The sequence below is a fragment of the Ruegeria sp. AU67 genome, from assembly GCF_900312795.1.
Taxonomy (GTDB): domain Bacteria; phylum Pseudomonadota; class Alphaproteobacteria; order Rhodobacterales; family Rhodobacteraceae; genus Ruegeria; species Ruegeria atlantica.
The window spans coordinates 94,670-115,812 of the sequence record NZ_OMPH01000040.1 but is presented as its reverse complement, the minus strand read 5'-3'; the positions used below and the strand labels follow the sequence as shown (position 1 = coordinate 115,812).

19 protein-coding genes are annotated in these 21,143 nt (G+C 58.5%); 3 read left to right on the top strand and 16 right to left on the bottom strand.

Translation table 11 applies throughout. The annotated features are described in order from the left end of the window. Nucleotides 1-4 precede the first annotated feature (4 nt). The 5 genes from DK510_RS19965 to DK510_RS19945 all read right to left on the bottom strand — a co-directional run bounded on the left by DK510_RS19965 (nucleotide 5) and on the right by DK510_RS19945 (nucleotide 4,754). Nucleotides 5-1,024, bottom strand: a complete 1,020-nt coding sequence (locus tag DK510_RS19965) for a Hint domain-containing protein (RefSeq protein ID WP_109313599.1) — start codon at nucleotides 1,022-1,024, stop codon at nucleotides 5-7. A gap of 228 nt (nucleotides 1,025-1,252) precedes the next feature. Further along, a complete protein-coding gene (gene pnp, locus DK510_RS19960) occupies nucleotides 1,253-3,403 on the bottom strand; it encodes a polyribonucleotide nucleotidyltransferase (protein WP_109313598.1) in 2,151 nt (716 codons plus the stop codon). A gap of 257 nt (nucleotides 3,404-3,660) precedes the next feature. Further along, complete coding sequence (locus DK510_RS19955; RefSeq protein WP_234999169.1) at nucleotides 3,661-4,002, bottom strand: DUF1761 family protein; 342 nt, start codon at nucleotides 4,000-4,002, stop codon at nucleotides 3,661-3,663. Then, complete coding sequence (locus tag DK510_RS19950) at nucleotides 3,999-4,337, bottom strand: SRPBCC domain-containing protein (RefSeq protein ID WP_234999167.1); 339 nt, start codon at nucleotides 4,335-4,337, stop codon at nucleotides 3,999-4,001. The genes DK510_RS19955 and DK510_RS19950 overlap by 4 nt, the downstream gene beginning before the upstream one ends. Before the next feature lie 63 nt (nucleotides 4,338-4,400). Further along, the gene (locus DK510_RS19945) at nucleotides 4,401-4,754 is read right to left on the bottom strand and encodes a helix-turn-helix transcriptional regulator (protein WP_109313596.1); all 354 of its coding nucleotides are present in this window, start codon (nucleotides 4,752-4,754) and stop codon (nucleotides 4,401-4,403) included. 292 nt (nucleotides 4,755-5,046) lie between these two features. Here DK510_RS19945 and DK510_RS19940 point away from each other — a divergent pair, with 292 nt between their 5' ends. Continuing rightward, the gene (locus tag DK510_RS19940) at nucleotides 5,047-6,648 is read left to right on the top strand and encodes a BCCT family transporter (RefSeq protein WP_109313595.1); all 1,602 of its coding nucleotides are present in this window, start codon (nucleotides 5,047-5,049) and stop codon (nucleotides 6,646-6,648) included. A gap of 118 nt (nucleotides 6,649-6,766) precedes the next feature. Here DK510_RS19940 and DK510_RS19935 read toward each other — a convergent pair whose 3' ends face one another. Genes DK510_RS19935 through DK510_RS19920 form a run of 4 tightly spaced genes read right to left on the bottom strand, consistent with a single transcriptional unit; the run spans nucleotide 6,767 to nucleotide 14,359 of the window. Further along, nucleotides 6,767-8,092, bottom strand: a complete 1,326-nt coding sequence (locus tag DK510_RS19935) for an aspartate aminotransferase family protein (protein WP_109313594.1) — start codon at nucleotides 8,090-8,092, stop codon at nucleotides 6,767-6,769. Beyond that, a complete protein-coding gene (locus tag DK510_RS19930) occupies nucleotides 8,089-10,467 on the bottom strand; it encodes an FAD-dependent oxidoreductase (RefSeq protein WP_109313593.1) in 2,379 nt (792 codons plus the stop codon). The genes DK510_RS19935 and DK510_RS19930 overlap by 4 nt, the downstream gene beginning before the upstream one ends. Continuing rightward, nucleotides 10,464-12,830: an FAD-dependent oxidoreductase gene (locus DK510_RS19925; RefSeq protein ID WP_109313592.1), complete on the bottom strand. Its 2,367-nt coding sequence runs from the start codon at nucleotides 12,828-12,830 to the stop codon at nucleotides 10,464-10,466. Before DK510_RS19925 ends, DK510_RS19930 begins: the two co-directional genes overlap by 4 nt. Continuing rightward, nucleotides 12,830-14,359: a trimethylamine methyltransferase family protein gene (locus tag DK510_RS19920; protein WP_109313591.1), complete on the bottom strand. Its 1,530-nt coding sequence runs from the start codon at nucleotides 14,357-14,359 to the stop codon at nucleotides 12,830-12,832. The genes DK510_RS19925 and DK510_RS19920 overlap by 1 nt, the downstream gene beginning before the upstream one ends. 80 nt (nucleotides 14,360-14,439) lie before the next feature. Here DK510_RS19920 and DK510_RS19915 point away from each other — a divergent pair, with 80 nt between their 5' ends. Further along, nucleotides 14,440-15,408, top strand: coding sequence for a LysR family transcriptional regulator (locus DK510_RS19915; protein WP_234999166.1), 969 nt, complete (start codon nucleotides 14,440-14,442; stop codon nucleotides 15,406-15,408). 45 nt (nucleotides 15,409-15,453) lie between these two features. Here the strand turns inward: DK510_RS19915 and DK510_RS19910 are convergent, their stop codons facing one another. The 7 genes from DK510_RS19910 to rbfA all read right to left on the bottom strand — a co-directional run bounded on the left by DK510_RS19910 (nucleotide 15,454) and on the right by rbfA (nucleotide 20,241). Continuing rightward, the gene (locus DK510_RS19910; RefSeq protein ID WP_109313589.1) at nucleotides 15,454-15,879 is read right to left on the bottom strand and encodes a VOC family protein; all 426 of its coding nucleotides are present in this window, start codon (nucleotides 15,877-15,879) and stop codon (nucleotides 15,454-15,456) included. A gap of 224 nt (nucleotides 15,880-16,103) precedes the next feature. Then, nucleotides 16,104-16,373: a 30S ribosomal protein S15 gene (gene rpsO, locus DK510_RS19905; RefSeq protein ID WP_039543122.1), complete on the bottom strand. Its 270-nt coding sequence runs from the start codon at nucleotides 16,371-16,373 to the stop codon at nucleotides 16,104-16,106. 144 nt (nucleotides 16,374-16,517) lie between these two features. Further along, complete coding sequence (locus tag DK510_RS19900) at nucleotides 16,518-17,525, bottom strand: calcium-binding protein (RefSeq protein ID WP_109313588.1); 1,008 nt, start codon at nucleotides 17,523-17,525, stop codon at nucleotides 16,518-16,520. A 95-nt stretch (nucleotides 17,526-17,620) separates the two neighbouring features. Next, nucleotides 17,621-18,124 (bottom strand): DUF1643 domain-containing protein, encoded by a 504-nt coding sequence (locus DK510_RS19895; protein ID WP_109313587.1) that lies wholly within the window; start codon nucleotides 18,122-18,124, stop codon nucleotides 17,621-17,623. Between the two features lie 21 nt (nucleotides 18,125-18,145). Then, nucleotides 18,146-19,051 (bottom strand): tRNA pseudouridine(55) synthase TruB, encoded by a 906-nt coding sequence (truB, locus tag DK510_RS19890; RefSeq protein WP_109313586.1) that lies wholly within the window; start codon nucleotides 19,049-19,051, stop codon nucleotides 18,146-18,148. 60 nt (nucleotides 19,052-19,111) lie between these two features. Next, nucleotides 19,112-19,849 (bottom strand): phosphodiester glycosidase family protein, encoded by a 738-nt coding sequence (locus tag DK510_RS19885; protein WP_109313585.1) that lies wholly within the window; start codon nucleotides 19,847-19,849, stop codon nucleotides 19,112-19,114. After that, complete coding sequence (gene rbfA, locus DK510_RS19880; RefSeq protein WP_058274960.1) at nucleotides 19,846-20,241, bottom strand: 30S ribosome-binding factor RbfA; 396 nt, start codon at nucleotides 20,239-20,241, stop codon at nucleotides 19,846-19,848. Before rbfA ends, DK510_RS19885 begins: the two co-directional genes overlap by 4 nt. A 91-nt stretch (nucleotides 20,242-20,332) precedes the next feature. Between rbfA and dapB the strand changes: the two genes are divergently transcribed. Next, nucleotides 20,333-21,142, top strand: a complete 810-nt coding sequence (dapB, locus tag DK510_RS19875; protein ID WP_109313584.1) for a 4-hydroxy-tetrahydrodipicolinate reductase — start codon at nucleotides 20,333-20,335, stop codon at nucleotides 21,140-21,142. Nucleotide 21,143 lies beyond the last annotated feature (1 nt).

Here is a 21,143-nt window from a genome sequence, read left to right as displayed (position 1 = left end):
GGACTTAGGCAGAGTGTTCCGCTGCATAGGTGGTGTCACCTTTTTTCGGAAAAATCATTGGGACCGACAGGTCTGACTGAAGAAGGCGGACTTCGTAGGGTTTGAGGACTGGCAGAGCGGTCTCGCCATAACCCGTTTTGCTGCACATAAGTTCAGGGAACAGTTCAAACAGCTCACGTTTGGTGGCCGTGGCCATTGCGCTCATTGTGGTGTCGCCGGGGAAAAAGGACTCGGACCAGACGCCTTCGACATTCACCAGCTCATGTTTGTCGAACAATATATGGATGTATTCGACCCCTTGTTCCGGAGGGAGTTGTTCGATGCCCTGACCGTCGACCATGCCTTTGGCTGGGGCCAGCATTACAGTATCAAAGTAGTACAGCTCCATAACAGCAGAAGTTACAGCAATCCGATGTTGGGGAGAGACCAGAAGATCCCGACTGGGACAACCTTCGGTAAAGCGGCCGGCTCGGATACGAACCGGGCAAAGGTGCGGATCACGTTTCAACTCTTGCGCAGATAGCTGGCGCCGGCCAATCCAGCGCACTGGCCGCGCACTGCCATCTGCCGTGATCACTTCGTCTTCGGGTTCCAATGTTTCAATTAGGCGTCGACCTGACGGCGTAAGGATCAGGGACCCGGAAGTAAAGCAAACGAAAGTTGGAAGTGTATCGTAGACCGAAGGCGACGCAGGGTTTTGTGTCAGTGTGTTGCCTGACAGTACATCGTTGACCGCAACCTGACCGGATGTGACGACGATGTACTGAGTTCCTTGCCATTGCAGCAAAGTAAATGTAACTGGCGATCCGCCGACATTGGCAGTGTAATTCTCAAAAACCTGGAAATCTTCGGAAGTATTCAACCCAGCGATGCCGCTCACATCAAATTGCTGGCTGCCATCGGCGTCCGGGTTTTCAAGTTGGTTGTCATTGTCCGTAATTGCCACCTGAAAGGCGTTCGTGACTGTGACATTCGGATTAAAAAGCGGATCGGCGCTTATTTGATATAGCGTAAAAAAATTCATCGATTAACAATGCCCCTGAAATTGAAACACTCATCTTCGTACCCACCAGAATACACGCAATGCGTGTTTTATATAAGGTGCTGATTACTTGTTTCGGGACCTACGGCACCAATGGCAGAGAGAGACGGGTTAAGTAAGTTCTGAGCATCAGACCTAACCAGAGGGCGCAAAGACAAAAAAAGGCCCCGGTTAATCGCCGGGGCCTTTCTGCATTCAAAGAGGGGCAGATTACTCTGCGCTTTCCTCTTTCTTTTCTTTCTTCTCGGGAACGATCTCTTCGCCGGTTTCCTGATCGACAACTTTCATCGACAGGCGGACCTTGCCGCGATCGTCAAAGCCCAGCAGCTTGACCTTTACTTCCTGACCTTCCTTCAGAACATCCGACGGATGGTTCAGGCGGCGGTTTTCGATCTGGGACACGTGAACCAGACCGTCGCGCTTGCCAAAGAAGTTCACGAAGGCGCCGAAGTCGACGATCTTCACGACTTTACCTGTGTAAACCTGACCTTCTTCCGGCTCAGCGACGATCGAGTGGATCATCTCATAGGCCTTCTTGATCGATTCACCATCAGGCGAGGCGATCTTGATGACGCCGTCGTCGTTGATGTCGACCTTGGCGCCCGACACTTCGACGATTTCGCGGATGACCTTACCGCCCGAACCGATCACTTCACGGATCTTGTCGGTCGGGATGTTCATGGTCTCGATGCGCGGTGCGTGGACCGAGAAATCGTTGGTCTCGGACAGGGCTTTACCCATCTCGCTCAGGATATGCATCCGGCCGTCCTTGGCTTGCGCCAGGGCTTTCTCCATGATCTCGGGCGTGATGCCCGCAACCTTGATGTCCATCTGCAGCGAGGTGATGCCGTTTTCGGTACCCGCAACCTTGAAGTCCATGTCGCCCAGGTGATCTTCGTCACCCAGAATGTCCGACAGGATGGCATAGTCGCCGTCATCTTCCAGGATCAGACCCATGGCCACACCGGCAACCGGTGCTTTCAGCGGAACACCCGCATCCATCATCGACAGCGAACCGCCGCAGACCGACGCCATCGAGCTGGAGCCGTTGGATTCAGTGATCTCCGACACGATACGGATCGTGTAGGGGAAGTCGGTCGCCGCAGGCAGAACCGCCTGCAACGCGCGCCATGCCAGCTTGCCGTGGCCGATCTCACGACGGCCCGGGCCACCCACGCGGCCAACTTCACCAACCGAGTAGGGAGGGAAGTTGTAGTGCAGCAGGAAGTTCGATTTGAAGTTGCCGTGCAGCGCGTCGATGAACTGCTCATCGTCGCCAGTGCCCAGCGTGGTTACGGCCAGCGCCTGCGTTTCACCGCGGGTGAACAGGGCCGAACCGTGCGTACGCGGCAGCATCGAGGTTTCTGCAACGATCGAACGGATATCGGTGGTCGACCGACCGTCGATCCGCTTGCCGCCTTTGACGACGTCGCCGCGCAGAATGCCAGCTTCCAGCTTCTTCATTGCGGAACCGAGGTTGCCGTCTTCCAGCTGCTCTTCGGTCAGTGCTGCTTTGATTGCTTCACGCGCAGCGGCAACAGCGGCGGTGCGCTCTTGCTTGTCGGTGATCGCGAAAGCGGCGCGCATCTGCTCTTCACCGGCAGCTTTGACAGCGGCGGACAGCTCCGAGTAGTCGGGCGCCTGGAAGTCGAACGGCTCTTTCGCGGCGTCTTCGGCCAGCGCGATGATCAGGTCGATGACCGGCTGAATCTGCTCATGTGCGAATTTGACCGCACCCAGCATTTCGGCCTCGGACAGCTCGTACGCTTCCGATTCAACCATCATCACGGCGTCTTTGGTGCCGGCAACAACCAGGTCCAGGCGCTGTTCAGGGTTCAGGCGCAGGTCCTGCATGTCATCGACGGTCGGGTTCAGAACGTATTCACCGTCCTCAAAACCAACGCGGGCACCGGCGATCGGACCCATGAACGGCGCGCCGGAAATAGTCAGCGCAGCCGAGGCAGCGATCATCGCAACCATGTCGGGGTCGTTGACCAGATCGTGGGACAGCACGGTGCACATCACCAGAACTTCGTTTTTGAAGCCGTCAACGAACAGCGGGCGGATCGGACGGTCGATCAGACGCGCAGTCAGCGTCTCTTTTTCAGTCGGGCGCGCCTCGCGCTTAAAGAAGCCACCCGGAACCTTACCGGCGGCATAGTATTTTTCCTGATAGTGGACGGTCAGAGGGAAAAAGTCCTGACCCGGTTTTTGCTGCCGTGCAAAGGTCACGTTCGCCATGACGCTGGTTTCGCCCAGTGTCGCGATCACGCTGCCGTCGGCCTGACGGGCAACCTTGCCGGTTTCCAGTGTGAGCGTCTCTTCGCCCCACTGCATAGATTTTTTCGTTACATCAAACATATGCGTATCCTAGATGGGAGCACTCCCGCCCCTGCGGGTCTCCCGTTTGCATGGCGGCCCCATTGCCGCCGATCCCATTTTAGCTTTCGTCTGAGTGCCGGGATCAGGGCACAACGTCTCAGATACCGCGCGCATACATGAGATTGGTGTAGAAGGAAAGGGGAACCGCGCAGGGCCGGTGGAGGACCGCGCAGCCTGCGCCCGATCCATTTTGGACCGGGCCAGAGCTGTTCAAAAGAGTGCGTGCGCGAGGATCATCAGCACGCCGCATCCCAGAGCATAGCCAGTATCGACCATGATCGCGACACGCTTTTTTGCGCCCAGGCCCGGACCGAGGCCGTCTGCGCCGCCGCTGCAAGGATGGCCAGAAGGGCGACGCCCAGGCTGTTGGTGGTTTCGGTGAGCGCGATCACAGTGGCCAGCAAGATCAGGAACACGATCTGCGCGGCCATCTGAGGCAATGGCGGCGATTCCGGCGGTGTCGGATCAATCCGCGTTCCTTCGGCCCAGCGTTTCTGGAATCCGGCCGGTCCATAGACCAGCCATCCCAGCAGAAAGGCCGCGATCACCCCCGCTGCAAGGGCCAGCCAGTTGATCATAGCGCTGTCTCCAGCGCTGCAAGGATCGCAGCCCATCCGCCCTCATGATTGTCGCGGCTTTCCTGTGATGGGAATCGGACGTGATGCAGGCGCAATTCGGTCCCTGCATCGGTTGGCGTGAAATCCAGCGTCACGGTGGAATCATCCTGACTGTACGGAGAATTCCACGTAAATTGCAGCCGGTTCGGGCGGTCGATGACCTTGTATTCGCCCTCATGTGACAAATCCCCGGCCTCGGGAGCGCGCATTATGATCTTGAACCGTCCACCGACCTTTGCATCGGAATGCGCCTCGGGCACCGTCATACCCGGCCCCGGCAAAATGAATTTGGCCACATATCCGGGTTCAGCCAGGCGTCGAACACCTTTTCAGGTGGGTGCGGGATTGCGCGTGTAATTTCAAGAGACAGATCCGTCATCTTCTGGGTCCTCCAAAGCAGTTCCCAAAGCGTCCAGCCGAAGCGCCCAAATCGAACGCAAACCGGCAAACCATTCATCCACGGCTGACAAGGGATCCATTTGAACCTCGATCAAATGCACGCGCCATTCCGTCCGGCGCCGCACCAGTTCGGCGTTTTCCAACACCTTGATGTGCTTGGATACCGAATTGAGGCTCATATCGAATTGCCGCGCGATGTCCGTCACCCGCAAGGGTCCCTGCTGAGCAAGCATTGTCAGGATCGCACGGCGGGTCGGGTCGGACGCGGCCTTCAATATCGCGCTCAGGTCAGAGCGACTCTCTCGTTCAACCATATGGATGAGTTACTTCCTTCTTCTGCTTCAGTCAACCATTTGGGTGAATAACGCGGATGAAGCCGCTTGGCCAGAAGTTGGGACCAATGATCTCGGTGCCGTCCAAAGTCGTTAATCTAGTCAGATAAATTCACTAACGGGAATGCGTTTGGTGAAATTATGTCGTCAGTGTAAGCTGTTATCGCGAAGCCCGCGGTCGAATTGACGGAGAAACGCCAAGGGACAAAATCTCGTTTCCGTCCGCTGGTCGAATACCTTGGCGTTTGCACTTAGCGAACAGAAGGGCAGACGAATGGCACAAACCAAGAAAATGCTGGATCCGGACCCCCGGATTTATGACTTCGAGACCGAATACGAGCTTGGGCAAGACAACGTCCGGCCATTCGGTCTGGACATCCACAACCCGGTCTTTTTGATCTCGAGTATCCTGATCTTCGCGTTCGTTCTGATCGCGTTGGCCAACCAAGAGGGTACCGCGGCACTGTTTGGCTGGCTACGACCATGGCTCACCAGCACGTTTGACTGGTTCCTGGTCCTGTCGGTCGACGCAATCACATTGTTCTGTCTTGTTCTGATCGTGTTGCCGGTTGGCAAGGTGCGGATCGGTGGCAAGGACGCAAAGCCCGACTATTCCTATGCCGGATGGATTGCGATGATGTTCGCGGCTGGTATCGGCATCGGGCTGTTGTTCTTTGGAGTGATGGAGCCCGTCTATTACAATTTTGCCGAAGACGGCAACGCGGTGCCACTGGGCATCGACATCGCTGTTCCGGGCAATGAATATGCTGGAGTTGTCGGTACAATCCATCACTGGGGGCTGGAAGGGTGGGCGGTCTATGCCGCTGTTGGTCTAAGCCTGGCCATCTTTGCCTATAACCTTGATCTGCCCCTGACCTTGCGTTCAGCCTTCTACCCGATCCTGGGCGAACGCGTCTGGGGTTGGTGGGGCCATATCATTGATACCCTGGCTGTATTTGCGACGCTCTTTGGCCTGACCACCTCGCTGGGTCTTGGCGCGCAGCAGGTTGCGGCGGGCCTGAATGAGGTGTTCGGCATCGAACCCAGCCCAACCGTCACAGTCCTGCTGATCATCGGTATCACGTTGATTGCGTTGGGTTCGGTCCTGATGGGGATGGATGCTGGCGTCAAACGGTTGAGTGAAATCAACATGATCATGGCCGTGGGCCTGTTTATCTTCGTGATTGTTGTTACTGGCGTCGGCACGGCCATCGCACGGTATTTCAACGTGATGGTGGATTATGTGTACCACCTGCCGGCGCTGTCGAACCCGTTCGGACGCGAAGACACCAGTTACTTCCACGGCTGGACGACCTTCTATTGGGCCTGGTGGATCGCATGGTCGCCCTTTGTGGGCATGTTCATCGCCCGCATCTCAAAAGGTCGCACAGTGCGCGAGTTCATCCTTTGCGCCCTGCTGGCACCGACGGCTGTTTGTGCCTTGTGGATGTCGACCTTTGGCGGTGCCGCCATCGACATGTTGAACGCAGGTGGAGCCGAAGGTGTGCGTGCCACAGTGATCGACAGCTACGCCCCTGAAGGTGCGCTGTTCGGTTTCCTCAAGGAACTGCCCCTTTATGGCATCGTGGCCCCGATCGCTTTAGTCCTGATCGTGATCTTCTTCGTCACCTCGTCGGATTCCGGTTCACTCGTGATCGACACGATTACTGCGGGTGGCAAGATGGACGCCCCGGTTGTGCAGCGGGTGTTCTGGTGCACGCTTGAGGGTCTGGTCGCCATTGCGCTGTTGCTTGGCGGCGGTCTTTCCGCCCTGCAAGGCGCCGCGGTCTCGACCGGTATCCCGTTCACGCTGGTGGTTCTAATCATGTGCTACTGCTTGTGGCTGGCGCTGAAATCAGAACGGGCCAAGATGTAAGTTCTTGATCTAGGAACCTTTAAGCGTCCGCCTTTTGGCGGGCGCTTTTTTGTCGCCGGACAACCGAAAAAGCCCGGAAACTTCGAGGCCAAATGGCACGGAACTGTGGCCCTGTCGCTTATGCTTTGGCGTCATTCACGGCAGTTTCTAGCGCCTGATCAAGACTGTTCGCCACTTGATCTACATCGTCGAGTGACAAACAAAGCGGTGGCACCATCCGCAGGCATTGTTGAAACGGACCGGACTTTGACAGGATAATTCCTTGTGCGCGGCAGGCTTCGAAAACCTCTGTGGTCACGTCCTTGCCCGGCGTTTTGCTATCCCGGTCTTTCACGAATTCCAGCGCAAGCATAAGGCCTTTCCCGCGAACATCGCCGATGACCTGATACTTGTCTTTCAAGCCGTGCAGCCTTTCCAGCAAGGCGGCCCCCACTACGCGGGCGTTTTCCTGCAACCCTTCGTCCCGCATGACGGCAAGAACCGCACGGGCTGCCGCCGCCGAGGTCGGGTTGGCACCATAGGTGTGGAACATAAACCTCTCTGCCATGGGCTCGGCGATGTGCTTCTTGGCCACGACCGCCCCGATCGGGAAGCCATTTCCCAGACCCTTTGCCATGACGACGATGTCGGGCACGACGCCGTCCGCTTCGAACCCCCAGAAATTTTCGCCAGTGCGGCCAAAGCCCGATTGAACCTCGTCCGCGATATAAAGACCTCCTGCCGCGCGCACGCGTTCGGCCGCGCCGGACATATAGCCGGGCGGCATTTCGATGATGCCGCCATAACCCTGCACGCTTTCCACAAAGATACCTGCCACCTTGCCGGATGTGGCTGTGGCGATGGTGCGATCGATCTCATCCAGATAGGGCTGGGTTCCAGGTCCAAAGATGCCGCGGTATTGGTTGGGTTCAGGCACAAACGCCACGTTGCCGGGCATGCCCGGGTGGCGCCAGTCCGAGATGCCGGTGATCGATTGCGCCGCAGCGGTCGGACCGTGATAGGCGGTGCGCAGCGCCAGCAAATCCAGATTTCCAGTGTATGTGCGCGCCATGGTCATCGCCAGATCAACCGCCTCGGATCCGGAGTTTGTAAGGTGCACGACCCAGTCATGTCCTTTGGGCATCGTTGCGGCCAATTCTTCGGCCAGATGCGCAGGTGTCGGGTGATAGAACATTGTCGTGCAATGGGTCAGCTCTTGCGCCTGCGCGGTTGCCGCCGCCACAACGCGAGGATGCGAATGTCCGACCGAGATACAGACATTCATGCCCAACAGATCAGTGTATTTCCGCCCCTCCGTATCCCAAAGGTATTGGCCCTGACCTTTCTTGAAAACGATCGGTTCGCGAAACGGCGTGAACCGCGTCAGCGAGGCGGCATAATACTGGTCCCGTCGCGCGGCTGTGTTCGAGAAGTCCCAGTCGGTGTGAAGGGGGTGGTCGGTCATTTGGAACCTCCGGTTTTCAGGCGTGAGTTTTCGGGGTCAAAGGGGGCCTCAGGCAGGATCGTTGCCGGACGATGCTGGCCCAGTATTGAGATGGTCAGCCCCTCGCGCGCGGTCGGGTCACGCAGATAGGCCAAAGCCAAAACCTTACCGGTCCGGTGGCCATAGGCACCCGAGGTGGCGATGCCGACCGGCAGACCGTCTTTCCAGACCGTGTGCGCGTAGAACGGATCTATCTCACCGGCGTCGACCTCAAGCAGTACCATTTCCCATGCGTTGTCCCTTGCTAGTTCGTCGCGTAGGTCCTTGCGGACAAACGGGGTCAGACCTGCCTCAAATGGGCTGCGTTCGGTCGTCAGATCACTGCCCCAACCGCGATAGCCTTTTTCAAGACGCATGGAGTTTGCAGCATAGGCCCCGTAGAATCCCAGACCATGAGGTTTGGCGATCTCTTCAAGCGTCATGAAAAGTTGCACGGCATGTTCTTTAGCCACGTGCAGTTCCCAACCGCATTCGCCCAGATAGGACACTCGCAAGGCGCGCAGGGGAAACCCCGCTACATGGATCTCTTGCGCGGTGAGCCATGGCATATGGTTCAACTCAGGCAACACATCGGCGGATTTGGGCCCCATGACGCCGATAACTGCCAGATTCTCAGAGACGTTTCGGATGGTGACGTCAAAGCCTTTGGCAACCTGTGTCAGAAGATCATGATCGATCTGCTCGGCCGCGGCGGCGCTGGTCAGATAGGCGTGATCCTCGGCCAAGCGGGTGACGGTGAATTCCGACAATACGCCGCCTGCAGGGGTCAGCGCATGGGTCAGGCCGATCCGGCCCGGCGGGATCGCGCGGTTCGCGCCCAATGCTTGTAGGAAGGCCGCGACATCGGGGCCGGTGACGTCGAATTTAGAAAACACCGACAAGTCGGCCATGGCGACGCGATTGTGCGCGGCCTCGACCTCTCGCGCCACGGGTTCGAACCAATTGGCGCGGCGGAAAGTTTCTTCGGCGATTGCTCCGGGCGTGTTTGAGAACCAATTTGGACGCTCCCACCCATAAACCGCGCCCATCACCGCGCCACGTTTGACCATCAGGTCGTGCAGCGGGGACAGCCGCAGGCCGCGCCCTGCGGGCCGTTCCTCATGCGGATAGTGCACACCGAATTGCAGGCCGAAACGCTCGACGGCCTTAGCCACGCGGTAATCGCGATCCGCCCATGACCCGAAACGGCGGCTGTCGACGGCCAGCGCATCCATCGGCGGGGCACCGTGGGTCATCCAATGGGCAAGGAACCATCCGGCGCCGCCACCCTCCATCACGCCCATGGACGAACCGGTCAGCAGCCACGCATTTTCCAATCCATGCGCAGGCCCGATCAGTGGGTTGGCGTCAGGTGTAAAGGTGATCGGTCCATTGATCACCGATTTTACACCACCGGTTTCCAGCGCCGGTATTCGTTCCATTGCGGCCATAATGATGTGTTCCACACTGTCCAGATCCGGCGGCATCAGGTCCGCGCCAAACTCGGGTGGCACACCATCAACGGACCAGACCTTGGCGTCCTTTTCATAAGGCCCCAGGATCAGCCCATCGCGTTCCTGCCGCACATACCAGCTTTCTTCAGGGTCGCGAATGATCGGCAGTTCGGGCAGACCCTCTTTGATCCGGGACGATACGGCCTCCACCGTGTCCGTCACCAGGTATTGGTGCAGCACCGGAACAGACGGGATGTTGAGTCCCATCATATGCCCGATTTCCCAGCCCCAGGTGCCTGCGGCGTTGACCACGTGGGTGGTTTCTATGATCTCCTTCGCAGTCTCAATCCGCCAATGATCCTGCTGACGCTCAATCGCGGTGACTGCGCAATTGCGTATGATCCGAGCCCCGCTACGCCGGGCAACCTCAGCCATTGCGTGGGTCGCCAGCGTAGGGTCTACATGGCCGTCATCAGGTTCATAAATCCCGCCGATCAGCCCATCCAGTTTGGCCAGAGGGAAGAGCTCGGCGATCCGGTCGGGCGTCAGGACCTCCAGCGGGTAGCCGGTGAATTCGGACAGACCGGCCACATGGCGGAACTCATCCATTCGGTCGGGGTTGCGGGTAATCCGCATCGCACCTGAGCGGTGAAAGCCGCAATCGCGTCCGGTTTCCCGCGGAAGTATATCGCGGTAAAGCCGAACAGAGGTGGCGCGCAATTCCTGAATGGTGGGATTATGCGCGAAATGGGTGCACAGTCCCGCCGCGTGCCATGTCGATCCATGGGTCAGGTCGTTTTTCTCGACCAGCAGAACATCGGACCAGCCCGCCTTGACCAGATGATACATCAGCGACACGCCCATCGCGCCGCCGCCGATGATGACAACCTGCGCCTTGATCATGCGCGCATCCTTTCGCCTGAGGGATCAAAGGGCGGTCGGAGCAATGGCTGCGCCAGATAGTCCTGCCCGGCAACCCGAACCGTGAATTTTCGATCGCATGTTTGGGTCAACGTCTCGCCCCGTTGGACCGCGACCATGGCGAAACACAGGTTCAGCCCCGTACGCGGCCCGCGCCCGCCCGAGGTTGTCAGCCCCACATGGGTGCTACCCTCGAACACCGGTTCGTCATGCAACATCAGGGCATTGCCGTGAACCTGCAGAAGGATCAGGCGCTGTTGCAAGCCGTTGGACTTTTGTTGTTCCAGCGCCGCTTTACCCTGAAACTCCTTGGACCAGTCGATGGTGAACCCCAGACCGGCTTCCAGCGGAGTGATCTTGGGGCCAAGTTCATGCCCCCAGTGTTTGAAGCCCTTCTCCAACCGGCAGGCATCCACCGCATAGTGGCCCAGCGGGCGCGCGCCTGCCCCGTGCAGTGCAGAGAACAGCTGAGGGGCCTGAGCGTTGGGCACGGTCATTTCCCAGCCCAACTCTCCGACGAAACTAACGCGCGTGGCGCGGCAGGTGATGCCTGTCAGTTCGGTGGCGGCGGCGTAGCCAAATGCCATTTCCGGGAGGCTGCCAAGACCCTGCAGCAGCGTCCGACTGCCACCTCCCATTACACCGATTGTGCAGAATACTTCGGTCAAATCCTTTACAGACACATCGCCCTTCAAATGCCTGCGCAGGAACATCCAATCGCGCATCCGCGTGGCGGCGCCCGAGGTTAGATGAAACGCATCCCTACCCAACCGCGTGATGGTCACATCCATTTCGATCCCACCGCGCGCGTTAAGTATCTGCGTATAGACAGCCCGACCAATGGGCACATCCATCTGCGCGGTCGTCAGGAGGTTCAATGCCTTCAGAGCATCCGGCCCGGTGATTTCCATTTTGGTAAACGGGCTTAGGTCAATCAGCGCAGTGCCCTGATCCAAGACCGCCGCTTCGGCCTCAACCAGCGGCCACCACACCTGATCTGTTGTTGAATAGGGCTGTGCCGGTCCGTAATACAGCCCGCGTTCCCAACTGGCCGTCAGGCCAAAATGCGCCCCAGCCTCAGCCCAGAAATCGTGCAGTGCTGTGGTGCGCAGACCTCGGCCGGCGTTGGGCTGTTTATATGGCCAATGCAAAGCGAAAAGATCCGCGACGGCCTCTTCCATGCGATCGGCCATATGTTCAGCGCTGGCTGTGTGCGGGTCGACCCGGGCGACATCGACCTCCCACATGTCCATCGGGGGGTGGCCGTCGACCATCCAATCCGCCAGCGCCCGCCCAATCCCCGCCGAAGACATGACCCCGACCGAGTTCATACCCGCAGCCACAAACAATCCATCGACCGTGGTTTCACCAACAAGCGGCCTTGTATCCGCGGTAAAGCTTTCCGGGCCATTCATGAAATGCTGAATGCCGACCGTTTCAAGGCTGGGGCACAGCTCTAATGCGGCCTCCATGAAAGGGGCAAATTGATCCCAATCCTCAGCCAGTTCAAGAAAGGGCCGGTCGCCTTCGGGGCCGTAGGCGTCCCAGCATTTGGCTTTGGGTTCAAAGCCGCCGATCACAAGCTTGCCCGCATCGCCCTTGATGTAGATGCCCCGGTCCAGATCTCGGATCACCGGGAACGTGTTGGGCAGGTCGGGCATGGGTTCGGTGACAACATACATGTGCTCGACCGCCTGTAATGGAAGCGCGACGCCAACATTGGCGGCCAGCTCACGTGACCAAGCGCCGGTGGCAAGAACGACCTGATCGGCGTCTAGTTCCGTCCCATCGGTCAGGGTTACACCCGTGATCCGCTGACCCTTTTTCCGCAGGGACTGAACCCCGGTGTGTTCGCGGATTGAAACGCCACGATCCCGTGCACCTTTGGCGTATGCCATGCACAAATCGACCGGATTCACATTGGCGTCTTCCGGCACATGCAGCGCACCGACATGGTTCCTCAGATCAAGGTGTGACAGGGGCACGTCCGAGGCCTCGATCATGCGTGGGGTCAATCCCAGCGTCTGGCCCAAATCCGCAATCCGGCGCAGCTCGTCCACGCGGGCAGGGTCGCGGGCCAGCCAATAGCCAGAGGTTTGGCAATATCCAGTGGACATGCCAGTCTCGGCCTCAAGGGCGGGAAAAACCTCAAGTGCAGCCATGGCCAATTGGGTCATACTTGGCGTCGCGCGCAGTGGGCCGACAATTCCAGCCGCATGCCAGGACGTGCCCGAGGTCAGCTGATTGCGTTCCAGAACCGTAACGCCGGTCGATCCGCGCTTGGCCAGATGGTAGGCCAGGCTCAGACCAATAGCGCCACCTCCGATGATCAAGATACGGCCCATCAGAAGTAATCCTGATCTGGCTTCTCGGCCTTGCGCTGCGCGATATAGTCCTGCAGTGCGGCGTCGATGCCGGGGTCGAGACCCGGGTCTTGATATGCGTCAAGCTGCTCTTTCCAGATTGCATTGGAGCGGGCTGCGGCATCCAACTCTCCGGTCGCGTGCCATTGTTCGAATGAATTGTCATCCGGGGTCCAGGGCCGGAACAATGCGGACATGAAATTGGCCTGCGTATGCTCGGACCCTAGGAAGTGTTGCCCCGGGCCGGTCGCGGCAATCGCCTCCATCGCCTGAGCGTTCTCGCTCATGTCGATGCCATCGAAGAATCGTCCAACTTTGCCGCACAGATCATGATCCAGGATTGTCTTTTCGAACGAGGTCACCAACCCACCTTCGAGCCATCCCGTGGCATGGTTGATCAGATTGGCACCCGCGAACATCGACATCATCAGGCCCCATGTGGCCTCTTGCTGGCTCTGAGCGTCCGGAACTTTTGAGGCGCTGAGCGTGCCAACCGTGTGCAGCGGCACCCCCAGCCTGCGGGCAAGCTGACCGGCCGCCAAAACCATCAACCCGGCTTCGGGCGTACCAAAAGTGGGTGCCCCGGACTTCATCGACATGGTTGAGGCGAAACTGCCCATCATGCAGGGCGCCCCGGGGTTTATAAGTTGGGTCAGCGTCATCGCCGCCATGGTTTCAGCCAGCACCTGCGCTAACGTACCGGCAACGGTGGACGGCGACATGGCCCCGGTCAGAACCCAAGGGGTGCAGGCAACCGGTTGCCCGGCACGGGCATAGGTTTTCAATGCGCCCGACATGTGGCTGTCCATCACCAGCGGCGCGTTTGTGTTCGAGACACAGTACAGCACGGCATTTTCCGCCACGAAGTCTTCGCCGAACACAATTCGTGCCATGTCGATCGCGTGACCCGCACGTTCAGCCCCGATAAAGGCCCCCATGAAGGCACGATCAGAATAGCGAATGTGGCCATAGAGCATCTCCAGATGGCGTTTGTTGGCCGGTAAATCCACCGGCTCGCAAACCACGCCGCCCGAATGGTGCAGCCAGGGCAGACTGTGATGCAGCTTGACCAGATCGACGAAGTCCCGATGCGAGGCATAGCGCCGCCCCCGGTCCAGATCGTGCACAAAGGGTGGCCCCCAAGCTGGGCATAGCACGCTGGCGTCACCGCCCAATTGAACACTGTTGGCGGGATTTCGGGCGTGTTGAACGAACTGTGCTGGCGCGGTCGCCATGATCGTATTGCGGCAGAACCCCGGCGCGAACCGAACGCGAGAGCCGTCGACGTCACAGCCTGCATCGGCAAAAATGCTCAGGATTTCCGGGTCGTCCTGAAACTCCATCCCAGTTTCAGCAAGAATGGTATCAGCATTGGCCTCGATCTGTTCCAACCCTGCCTCGTTGAGGACATTGAAGGTCGAAAGCTTGCGCAGAATGAACGGCGCGCGCGCCTCGGGAAGAGTGCGAGGTCCAGCGGCCTTGCGGCGTCGAGATGAGCGCGAACGTGTCATGGCCAAAGCGTTGACCGAGTGTTTGACGTAAACCAAGAAAATTCCAACAGTATAAACATTATTTATACTAAGGATGAGCAATGCTGGGTCATCGTAAACTCTCACCAAGTCTGATGCGTTCACTTGAGGTTTTCGTCGCCGTTGCGGAAACGGGTCAAATGCGGGCGGGCGCAAAACTTCTGAATCTGTCGCAGCCGGCGGCTTCCCAGCACGTCACTGCGTTGGAAAAGGCATTCGGCACTGTGCTTTTGGATCGCAGTACGCGTCCGGCGCGGCTGACCTATGCGGGTGCGCGTTTGCATGGAAGAGCGCAGAAAATTCTGGATGCACTTTCCGACATGGAAACGGAACTGCGCCACGTTGGCCAGAAATCCCTGACCTTGCTGCGGGTCGGCATTCAAGCCTCGATCGCCACGACGCTGACGCCCTCTTTGGTCGATTTCGCGCAGCGTGAGTTCAATGTCGAAGATATTACCCTGCATGCTGGCCAAAGCGGCAACCATGAACACCTGCTGCGGACGAAACAAGCGGACCTCGCGATCACATCAAATCCGTTTCTGGATATGGATGGCTTGGAGCGTCATCACGTTCTGACCGAACGATACCTTCTGGTTCTTCCCGAAGCATATGAAGGCCCGACAGACAGCCTGGAGGCGATCCAAACGCGGCTTCCTCTGGTGCGGTTCGGAGATACAACCAACGCGGGCCGCCAGATTGCGCAGCATCTGCGCCGATTGCGTTTTGAGCCCGACAAGGTCATCCAGGCGGACCGCTCCAGCATGGTTACGTCCTGTGTTTCTGCAGGTCAGGGGTTCAGCCTTTTGACGCCGACATTGCTGATCGATGGTCTGGTTGAGAATATGAGCCTGCAGTTGAAAGATCTTCCGGTCTCGGGCCTTTCGCGCACTTTAACTGTTGTCGCCAGAAAGGAAGAGCTGCAGAGTTTTCCGAAGGCGCTTGCAGACATGTCCAGGCAGAAATTGATGCAGCGCATCACCGGCCATATGGGTGACATCGGAGCAAAAAGCGTAGAGTACGATATGGTTTAGCGCGCCGTCACAAGCTGAACAGTGCGGGGAACTTCGGGCTAAGTTTTAGCCCAAAGTCGCTACCTGTTGATGAACTTCGACAACATTGCCTTCGGGGTCGCGAAAGAACACTTGGTGCCACTCTTTCGAAAAGGTAGTGCCATAGTCTGAATAAGGAACCGCGTTTTCATCAAGTATCCTCAGGACCGCGGCAAGATCATCCGTTCGGAACGCAATGTGCCCGCGGCTCACCGGATTGATGACCTGATCATTCTTGAAAGCGACGTCAAAGTCCCGTTCCGCAAGGTGCATCTGCATGCTGCCGTCCGTTGCAAAGCGGATTTGGCCGTCATAACCCGAGTCTTCGGTTGCTTCAGAACGCGGGAAATTCTGTTGCGGAATATCACCCAAACCCAAGACGTTTGTATAAAAGTCGTGTAGGCGGTCAACGTCGTCTGCGACCAGGTTAATATGATGAAATTCCAGCTTCATTTGGTTCCATTTTGCTTGTCGTCACACACTGGATGTGTGCTTGGGGGACTGAGGTATTGAGCAGCGGTTGATCAGGTCCCGGGATAGTGCCGACAGAGTTTGTGAACTGCAAGCCGGATTGAGTTCCACCATACCGCTATTCCGAGCGCGCGTTCCCAGATCCAACAAAAAACGCCCGCCAATTAGGGCGGGCGTCTAAAATCCAAAAGCGGCAGAAACCGGTATTAGCGGCGGATGCCCAGCTTTTTGATCAGGTCCTGGTAGCGCGCTTCTTCTTTGCCCTTCAGGTAGTCCAGCAGCTTGCGGCGCTGGGCGACCATTTTCAGCAGACCGCGACGACCGTGGTTGTCTTTTTTGTGGGTCTTGAAGTGCTCGGTCAGGGTGGTGATGCGCGAGGTCAGGATGGCAACCTGGACTTCTGGCGAACCGGTGTCGCCGTCTTTGGTGCCGAATTCTTTCATGACACGTGCTTTTTCAGCGGCAGTAATCGACATCGGGGTCTCCTTTAAAAGGTTAGAGTTGATGGCGCAGGCCGGGATGTCGTCCAGCACAGGCCCATGGAGAAAACCGCACCGATTCCAATGCGGATGGGCGCGTATAAGCGGATTTCAGGCAAATGGCAAAGGGATTCTATTGCTTCAACTCAGCGCATTGAGCTGCGACAGTTCCTGACCGTTGATCAATTGGATATAGTCCAGGGTCAACCCTTTGGCACCCAGCAGTTGGGCGGCGTCTTGTCCGTCGACCATGACACGGGTCAGGTTTTCGTTTTCAGTGTCTGTTTCAATGTTAATCTCCGGATCTTCCCCGCCTTCCCACGAGATCAACAGCTTGTCCTGCCCGGGTTCAAAATCCATGTCCTTGACGGCATCGTCAACCTGCTCGGGGTTCAGGTGGATGCTGTCAGCGCCTTCGCCTCCAGTTACGATATCACCGCTATGGGCAACAATTGCGTCGTCGCAGGCACCGCCATTCAGAAAATCCACGGAGTCCTCGTTTTCGCCATCCTCACCGGTCAGCACGTCGTCACCGTCGCCGCCAAACAAGACGTCTTCACCTGCGTCACCAGCAAGCTCATCGTCGCCATAGCCCACATGCAGCGCATCCTCGCCCGCGCCTCCGGTCAGCGTGTCGTTGTCCTGACCGCCGTACAACGCGTCATCCCCATCGCCGCCGTCCAGCCTGTCGTCGCCGAAATGACCAAAAAGCTTGTCGTCGCCATCATCACCGGACAGGACGTCATCGTTACCTTCGCCATGCAAAACATCATCGCCTTCGCCGCCCTGGATTGTATCAACGCCATCGCCGCCATGCAGGTTGTCATCGCCCATGCCCCCCGGCACAGTGTCGTCGCCACCGTAGCCGTTGATTTGGTCGTCACCATCTTGCCCGGTCAAAATGTTTGTGTCGTCGTCCCCGGCCACAACCAAATCGCCTTCGAATTCCGAGACTGTGGTCCCGGTCGAGGACCCTTCGACTTCGTCGATGTTTTCACCAATCTCAAGATACCTGCCGTCAGAGACCTCTTGCGGTTCATCTTCGATGATCTCGTCTTCTTCGGTGTCGTCGTCAGCCTCTATAATACCGCCCATCGCATAGGCTGCTCCGCCCATTGCGGCCAGGCTCAGCAATCCGAAAAGAAACATGGCAACCCTCCGAGAACGCACTGCTCCGAGGATGAAATATCCCATGTGATCAGTTAGTTGGTCAAAGCCAACCTGAACTTGTGGTTAACCGTTGGTCACCAAGGTTCGGGCTGTTGGGTATAGGCGATGTAAAGCGGGTGTTTGGGATGCCCGCCCTTGGTCAGCCCTAGATGAAACAGCGGCTGCCTGGTGTCGCGGAGAAGGGATTCAACTGCCGGGCCGCGGTCCAGATGCGCACCATGGGTGCCCCATGCGGCGATGACCTGATCGGCCCATTGAACACCATCCAATATGGCCGCGTCGTTCTCGGGTCCTACCGGGTCGGCAGCGGCGCGCATCTTGCGCGGGTCGGTGTCGCGCCATGCGAAGATGTTGGTTACCTGAAATGCTCCGAACCCCAGCGCCCGCGCGCGGCGTTCGCAACGTTCCACCGTCGGGTCGTTCTGAACCTCGGTCGCGGTTGACGGGTTCAGCATCACGAACAGCGCCTTGCGCCCCGCCGGATCCCAGATGCGGGTCAGGCTATAGCGATACTTCTCGCAATCGGAATAGATGGCGGTCGAGGGCGCGTCGCCCTTGGTGTGGGAACGGGTAATCATGCCCTTCGCCTAGCACGTGGCTTAGGTAACGAACACCCGGCTGGGGTGCAATTCGCCCGATTTGTAGATCCCCACCGCCACGGCCTTGCCGTCCAGCGAAGCCCAGGCTTCATCACCGTATTCGACATCCGAGGCCAGAACCATGCCCGGATTTCCGTTGCGCAGGCGGGTTGCGCCTTCGGGTGTGCATTTCAATTCAGGCAGATCGGCGAGGCCGGTTTCCAGCGGGAGCAGGTAGTCGTCCAGTGCGGTTGTCTTGGCCATTTCATCGATCTGTTCGATGCTCAACCCGTCGTCAACCTCGAACGGGCCGGACCAGACGCGGCGAAGAACTTTGACATGGCCGTGGCATCCCAGCGCCGCGCCCAGATCGCGGGCAATCGAGCGGACATAGCCACCCTTGCCGCAAGTCATCTCTAGCACAACGTGGTCCTCGTCGGGGCGGTCGACCAGAATCAACTCTTCTACCCAAAGCGGGCGGGCGGATAGCTCTACTTCTTCGCCGTCTCGCGCCAATTTATAGGCCCGTTGCCCGTCAATCTTAACGGCCGAGAATTTGGGCGGGACCTGCATGATATCGCCCAGAAACCGGGTCAACGCCTGTTTGATATCGTCATCCGAAGGGCGCGCATCGCTTTGTGCGATCACTTCACCCTCGGCATCGTCGGTGTTGGTTGCTTGACCCAAACGGACGGTGAAGGTGTAGGCCTTCAGCGCGTCAGTGATATAGGGAACGGTCTTGGTTGCCTCACCCAAAGCCACGGCCAGTACGCCGGTTGCTTCGGGGTCAAGCGTGCCCGCATGGCCCGCTTTTTTGGCATCCATCGCCCAACGCACTTTGTTGACCACAGCGGTCGAGGTCATGCCCGCGGGCTTGTCCACCACCAGCCAACCGGAAATGTCGCGACCTTTGCGTTTGCGTCCCATTCTACACCCTGAATCTAACCGAGGCGCGCGACCTAACGGATCGTTCTGCCACTGTCAATTTCAGGGCGTATCTTCGACCACACCTACAATAGGGCCAAGCGAAAACCCGACATCCGACCGATTTCCGGCGCGTTCATACATACGAGAGATATTGCCGTCGAAGAACAGGGCATTTGGCGTTTCAAGGACATCGCGGAACAGGCTGCCGAATTCGTGGAAGGTGACATAGTCATCCGAGATCGCAAAAACTGCCCGCGTGCCATCCGCGCTGGTACCAACGCCGTTGCGCACGTAGCGCGAGGTCGAATCGGGCAGGAATCGCGGGTGCAATTCCCCGTCGATAACCAGCATAGGACCGGATTGCGTGGCGAATTGGCATTGCGGAGCCTGATCAACGTAATCCAAGGTTTCGAACACGTCGGCACGGCCCCCGCGGATGCAAAACACCCCGTTCGGCAGCAAGCCGAAATTGCCGGGACCGGCATTCGGGATCACGCGCATCTGTTCCTGGCCGTCTTCGACGTAGTGCCCGACGGGCGAGCGGTCGTCATGATACATGCCAGCATTCATTGCAAATGCCAGACGCTTTCCTTGTGGGGCCAGTGCCTCGTTCACAGATGAGAAATGGCCCAGCACGTCGCCTTCCTCATCGTTGAGAAATAAACGCAGCTCTTCGCCTGCGGCATCCACCTCGCAAATGGTGTACCGCTTGTCATCATGGGTCACCTTCTCGCATGTGACCGCTGAGGCCTGCGCGGCCCAGAAGACCGCGCCCAAAATGACAAATGCGCGGATCACTCGTCCAGATCGCGGCGCACCGCGTCCTGATCGAACATGCGGCGGGTGTCATCCATTCGGTCAAACGTGTCATCCAGCCGGAACCGCAGATCGGGCGAGAATTTCAGGCCGACCTTCTTGCCGACCGCCCGCCGCAATTCACCCTTGTTGCGGGCCAGCAGCGCGATCACATCCTCCTGCCCCTTTCCGCCCAAGGGCAACACATAGGCGGTGGCAATCTTCAGATCGGGTGAGGTGCGCACCTCACCCACGGTGATCGACATGCGGTTCAGGTCGGGGTCGTGGACATCTCCGCGCGCCAGAACCTCGGACAGGGTGCGGCGGATCAGTTCGCCGACACGAAGCTGTCGTTGGGACGGGCCGGGGCCATCGTGGAATTTGTTCTTTGCCATATCCCCGATCTAAGCCCAAAGCAGGGCTTTGCCAAGCGGGCGCGAACGGGGTAGGAGGCTTTGAGCCGAATTCAACAAAAGGACCAGCGCAATGACCCATATTCCGGGGATCGTCATCACAGGGGCTTCGGGCCGTATGGGGCAGATGCTGATCAAGACCGTAACCGACAGCGATCAGGCGCGTTTGGTTGGCGTGGTTGAGCGGACGGGCCATGACTGGATCGGTCAGGATGTGGGCGAGGCGATGGGCGCTCAGGCGCTGGGCGTCACCGTCACAGACGACCCGCTAGAGGCGTTTTCGCAGGCGCAGGCGGTGATTGACTTCACTGCGCCCGAGGCGACGCTGGAGTTTGCCGCTTTGGCCGCGCAGGCACGTTGTGTGCATGTGATCGGCACCACTGGCATGTCGGATGAGCAGATCGCAGCGCTTGAACCGGCCTCTCGCCACGCGGTCATCGTGCGGGCAGGGAATATGAGCCTTGGCGTCAACCTGCTGGTGCAGCTGACCAAAAAGGTCGCCGCAGCGCTGGATGAAGATTTCGACATCGAGATCATCGAAGGGCACCATCACCACAAAGTCGACGCGCCCTCGGGTACTGCACTGATGCTGGGCGAGGCCGCCGCCGAAGGGCGCGGCGTCGATCTGGCCGATGTGTCCGATCGGGGCCGCGACGGCATCACCGGCGCGCGCAAGCGGGGCGATATCGGGTTCCATGCCATTCGCGGCGGTGACATCGTGGGCGAACACGACGTGCTGTTCGCAGCCCCCGGAGAACGCATCATCCTGCGCCATCTGGCCACCGACCGCGCCATCTTTGCCCGCGGCGCTTTGAAGGCGGCCCTATGGGGACAGGGCAAAGCGCCCGGTCAGTATGACATGGTGGATGTATTGGGGCTGTAAG

Bases quoted from the DNA above. Each gene is read 5' to 3' on its own strand.
- DK510_RS19965 (WP_109313599.1), bottom strand. From the start codon at position 1,024: ATGAATTTTTTTACGCTATATCAAATAAGCGCCGATCCGCTTTTTAAT.
- pnp (WP_109313598.1), bottom strand. From the start codon at position 3,403: ATGTTTGATGTAACGAAAAAATCTATGCAGTGGGGCGAAGAGACGCTC.
- DK510_RS19955 (WP_234999169.1), bottom strand. From the start codon at position 4,002: ATGATCAACTGGCTGGCCCTTGCAGCGGGGGTGATCGCGGCCTTTCTG.
- DK510_RS19945 (WP_109313596.1), bottom strand. From the start codon at position 4,754: ATGGTTGAACGAGAGAGTCGCTCTGACCTGAGCGCGATATTGAAGGCC.
- DK510_RS19940 (WP_109313595.1), top strand. From the start codon at position 5,047: ATGGCACAAACCAAGAAAATGCTGGATCCGGACCCCCGGATTTATGAC.
- DK510_RS19935 (WP_109313594.1), bottom strand. From the start codon at position 8,092: ATGACCGACCACCCCCTTCACACCGACTGGGACTTCTCGAACACAGCC.
- DK510_RS19930 (WP_109313593.1), bottom strand. From the start codon at position 10,467: ATGATCAAGGCGCAGGTTGTCATCATCGGCGGCGGCGCGATGGGCGTG.
- DK510_RS19925 (WP_109313592.1), bottom strand. From the start codon at position 12,830: ATGGGCCGTATCTTGATCATCGGAGGTGGCGCTATTGGTCTGAGCCTG.
- DK510_RS19920 (WP_109313591.1), bottom strand. From the start codon at position 14,359: ATGACACGTTCGCGCTCATCTCGACGCCGCAAGGCCGCTGGACCTCGC.
- DK510_RS19915 (WP_234999166.1), top strand. From the start codon at position 14,440: ATGCTGGGTCATCGTAAACTCTCACCAAGTCTGATGCGTTCACTTGAG.
- DK510_RS19910 (WP_109313589.1), bottom strand. From the start codon at position 15,879: ATGAAGCTGGAATTTCATCATATTAACCTGGTCGCAGACGACGTTGAC.
- rpsO (WP_039543122.1), bottom strand. From the start codon at position 16,373: ATGTCGATTACTGCCGCTGAAAAAGCACGTGTCATGAAAGAATTCGGC.
- DK510_RS19900 (WP_109313588.1), bottom strand. From the start codon at position 17,525: ATGTTTCTTTTCGGATTGCTGAGCCTGGCCGCAATGGGCGGAGCAGCC.
- DK510_RS19895 (WP_109313587.1), bottom strand. From the start codon at position 18,124: ATGATTACCCGTTCCCACACCAAGGGCGACGCGCCCTCGACCGCCATC.
- truB (WP_109313586.1), bottom strand. From the start codon at position 19,051: ATGGGACGCAAACGCAAAGGTCGCGACATTTCCGGTTGGCTGGTGGTG.
- rbfA (WP_058274960.1), bottom strand. From the start codon at position 20,241: ATGGCAAAGAACAAATTCCACGATGGCCCCGGCCCGTCCCAACGACAG.
- dapB (WP_109313584.1), top strand. From the start codon at position 20,333: ATGACCCATATTCCGGGGATCGTCATCACAGGGGCTTCGGGCCGTATG.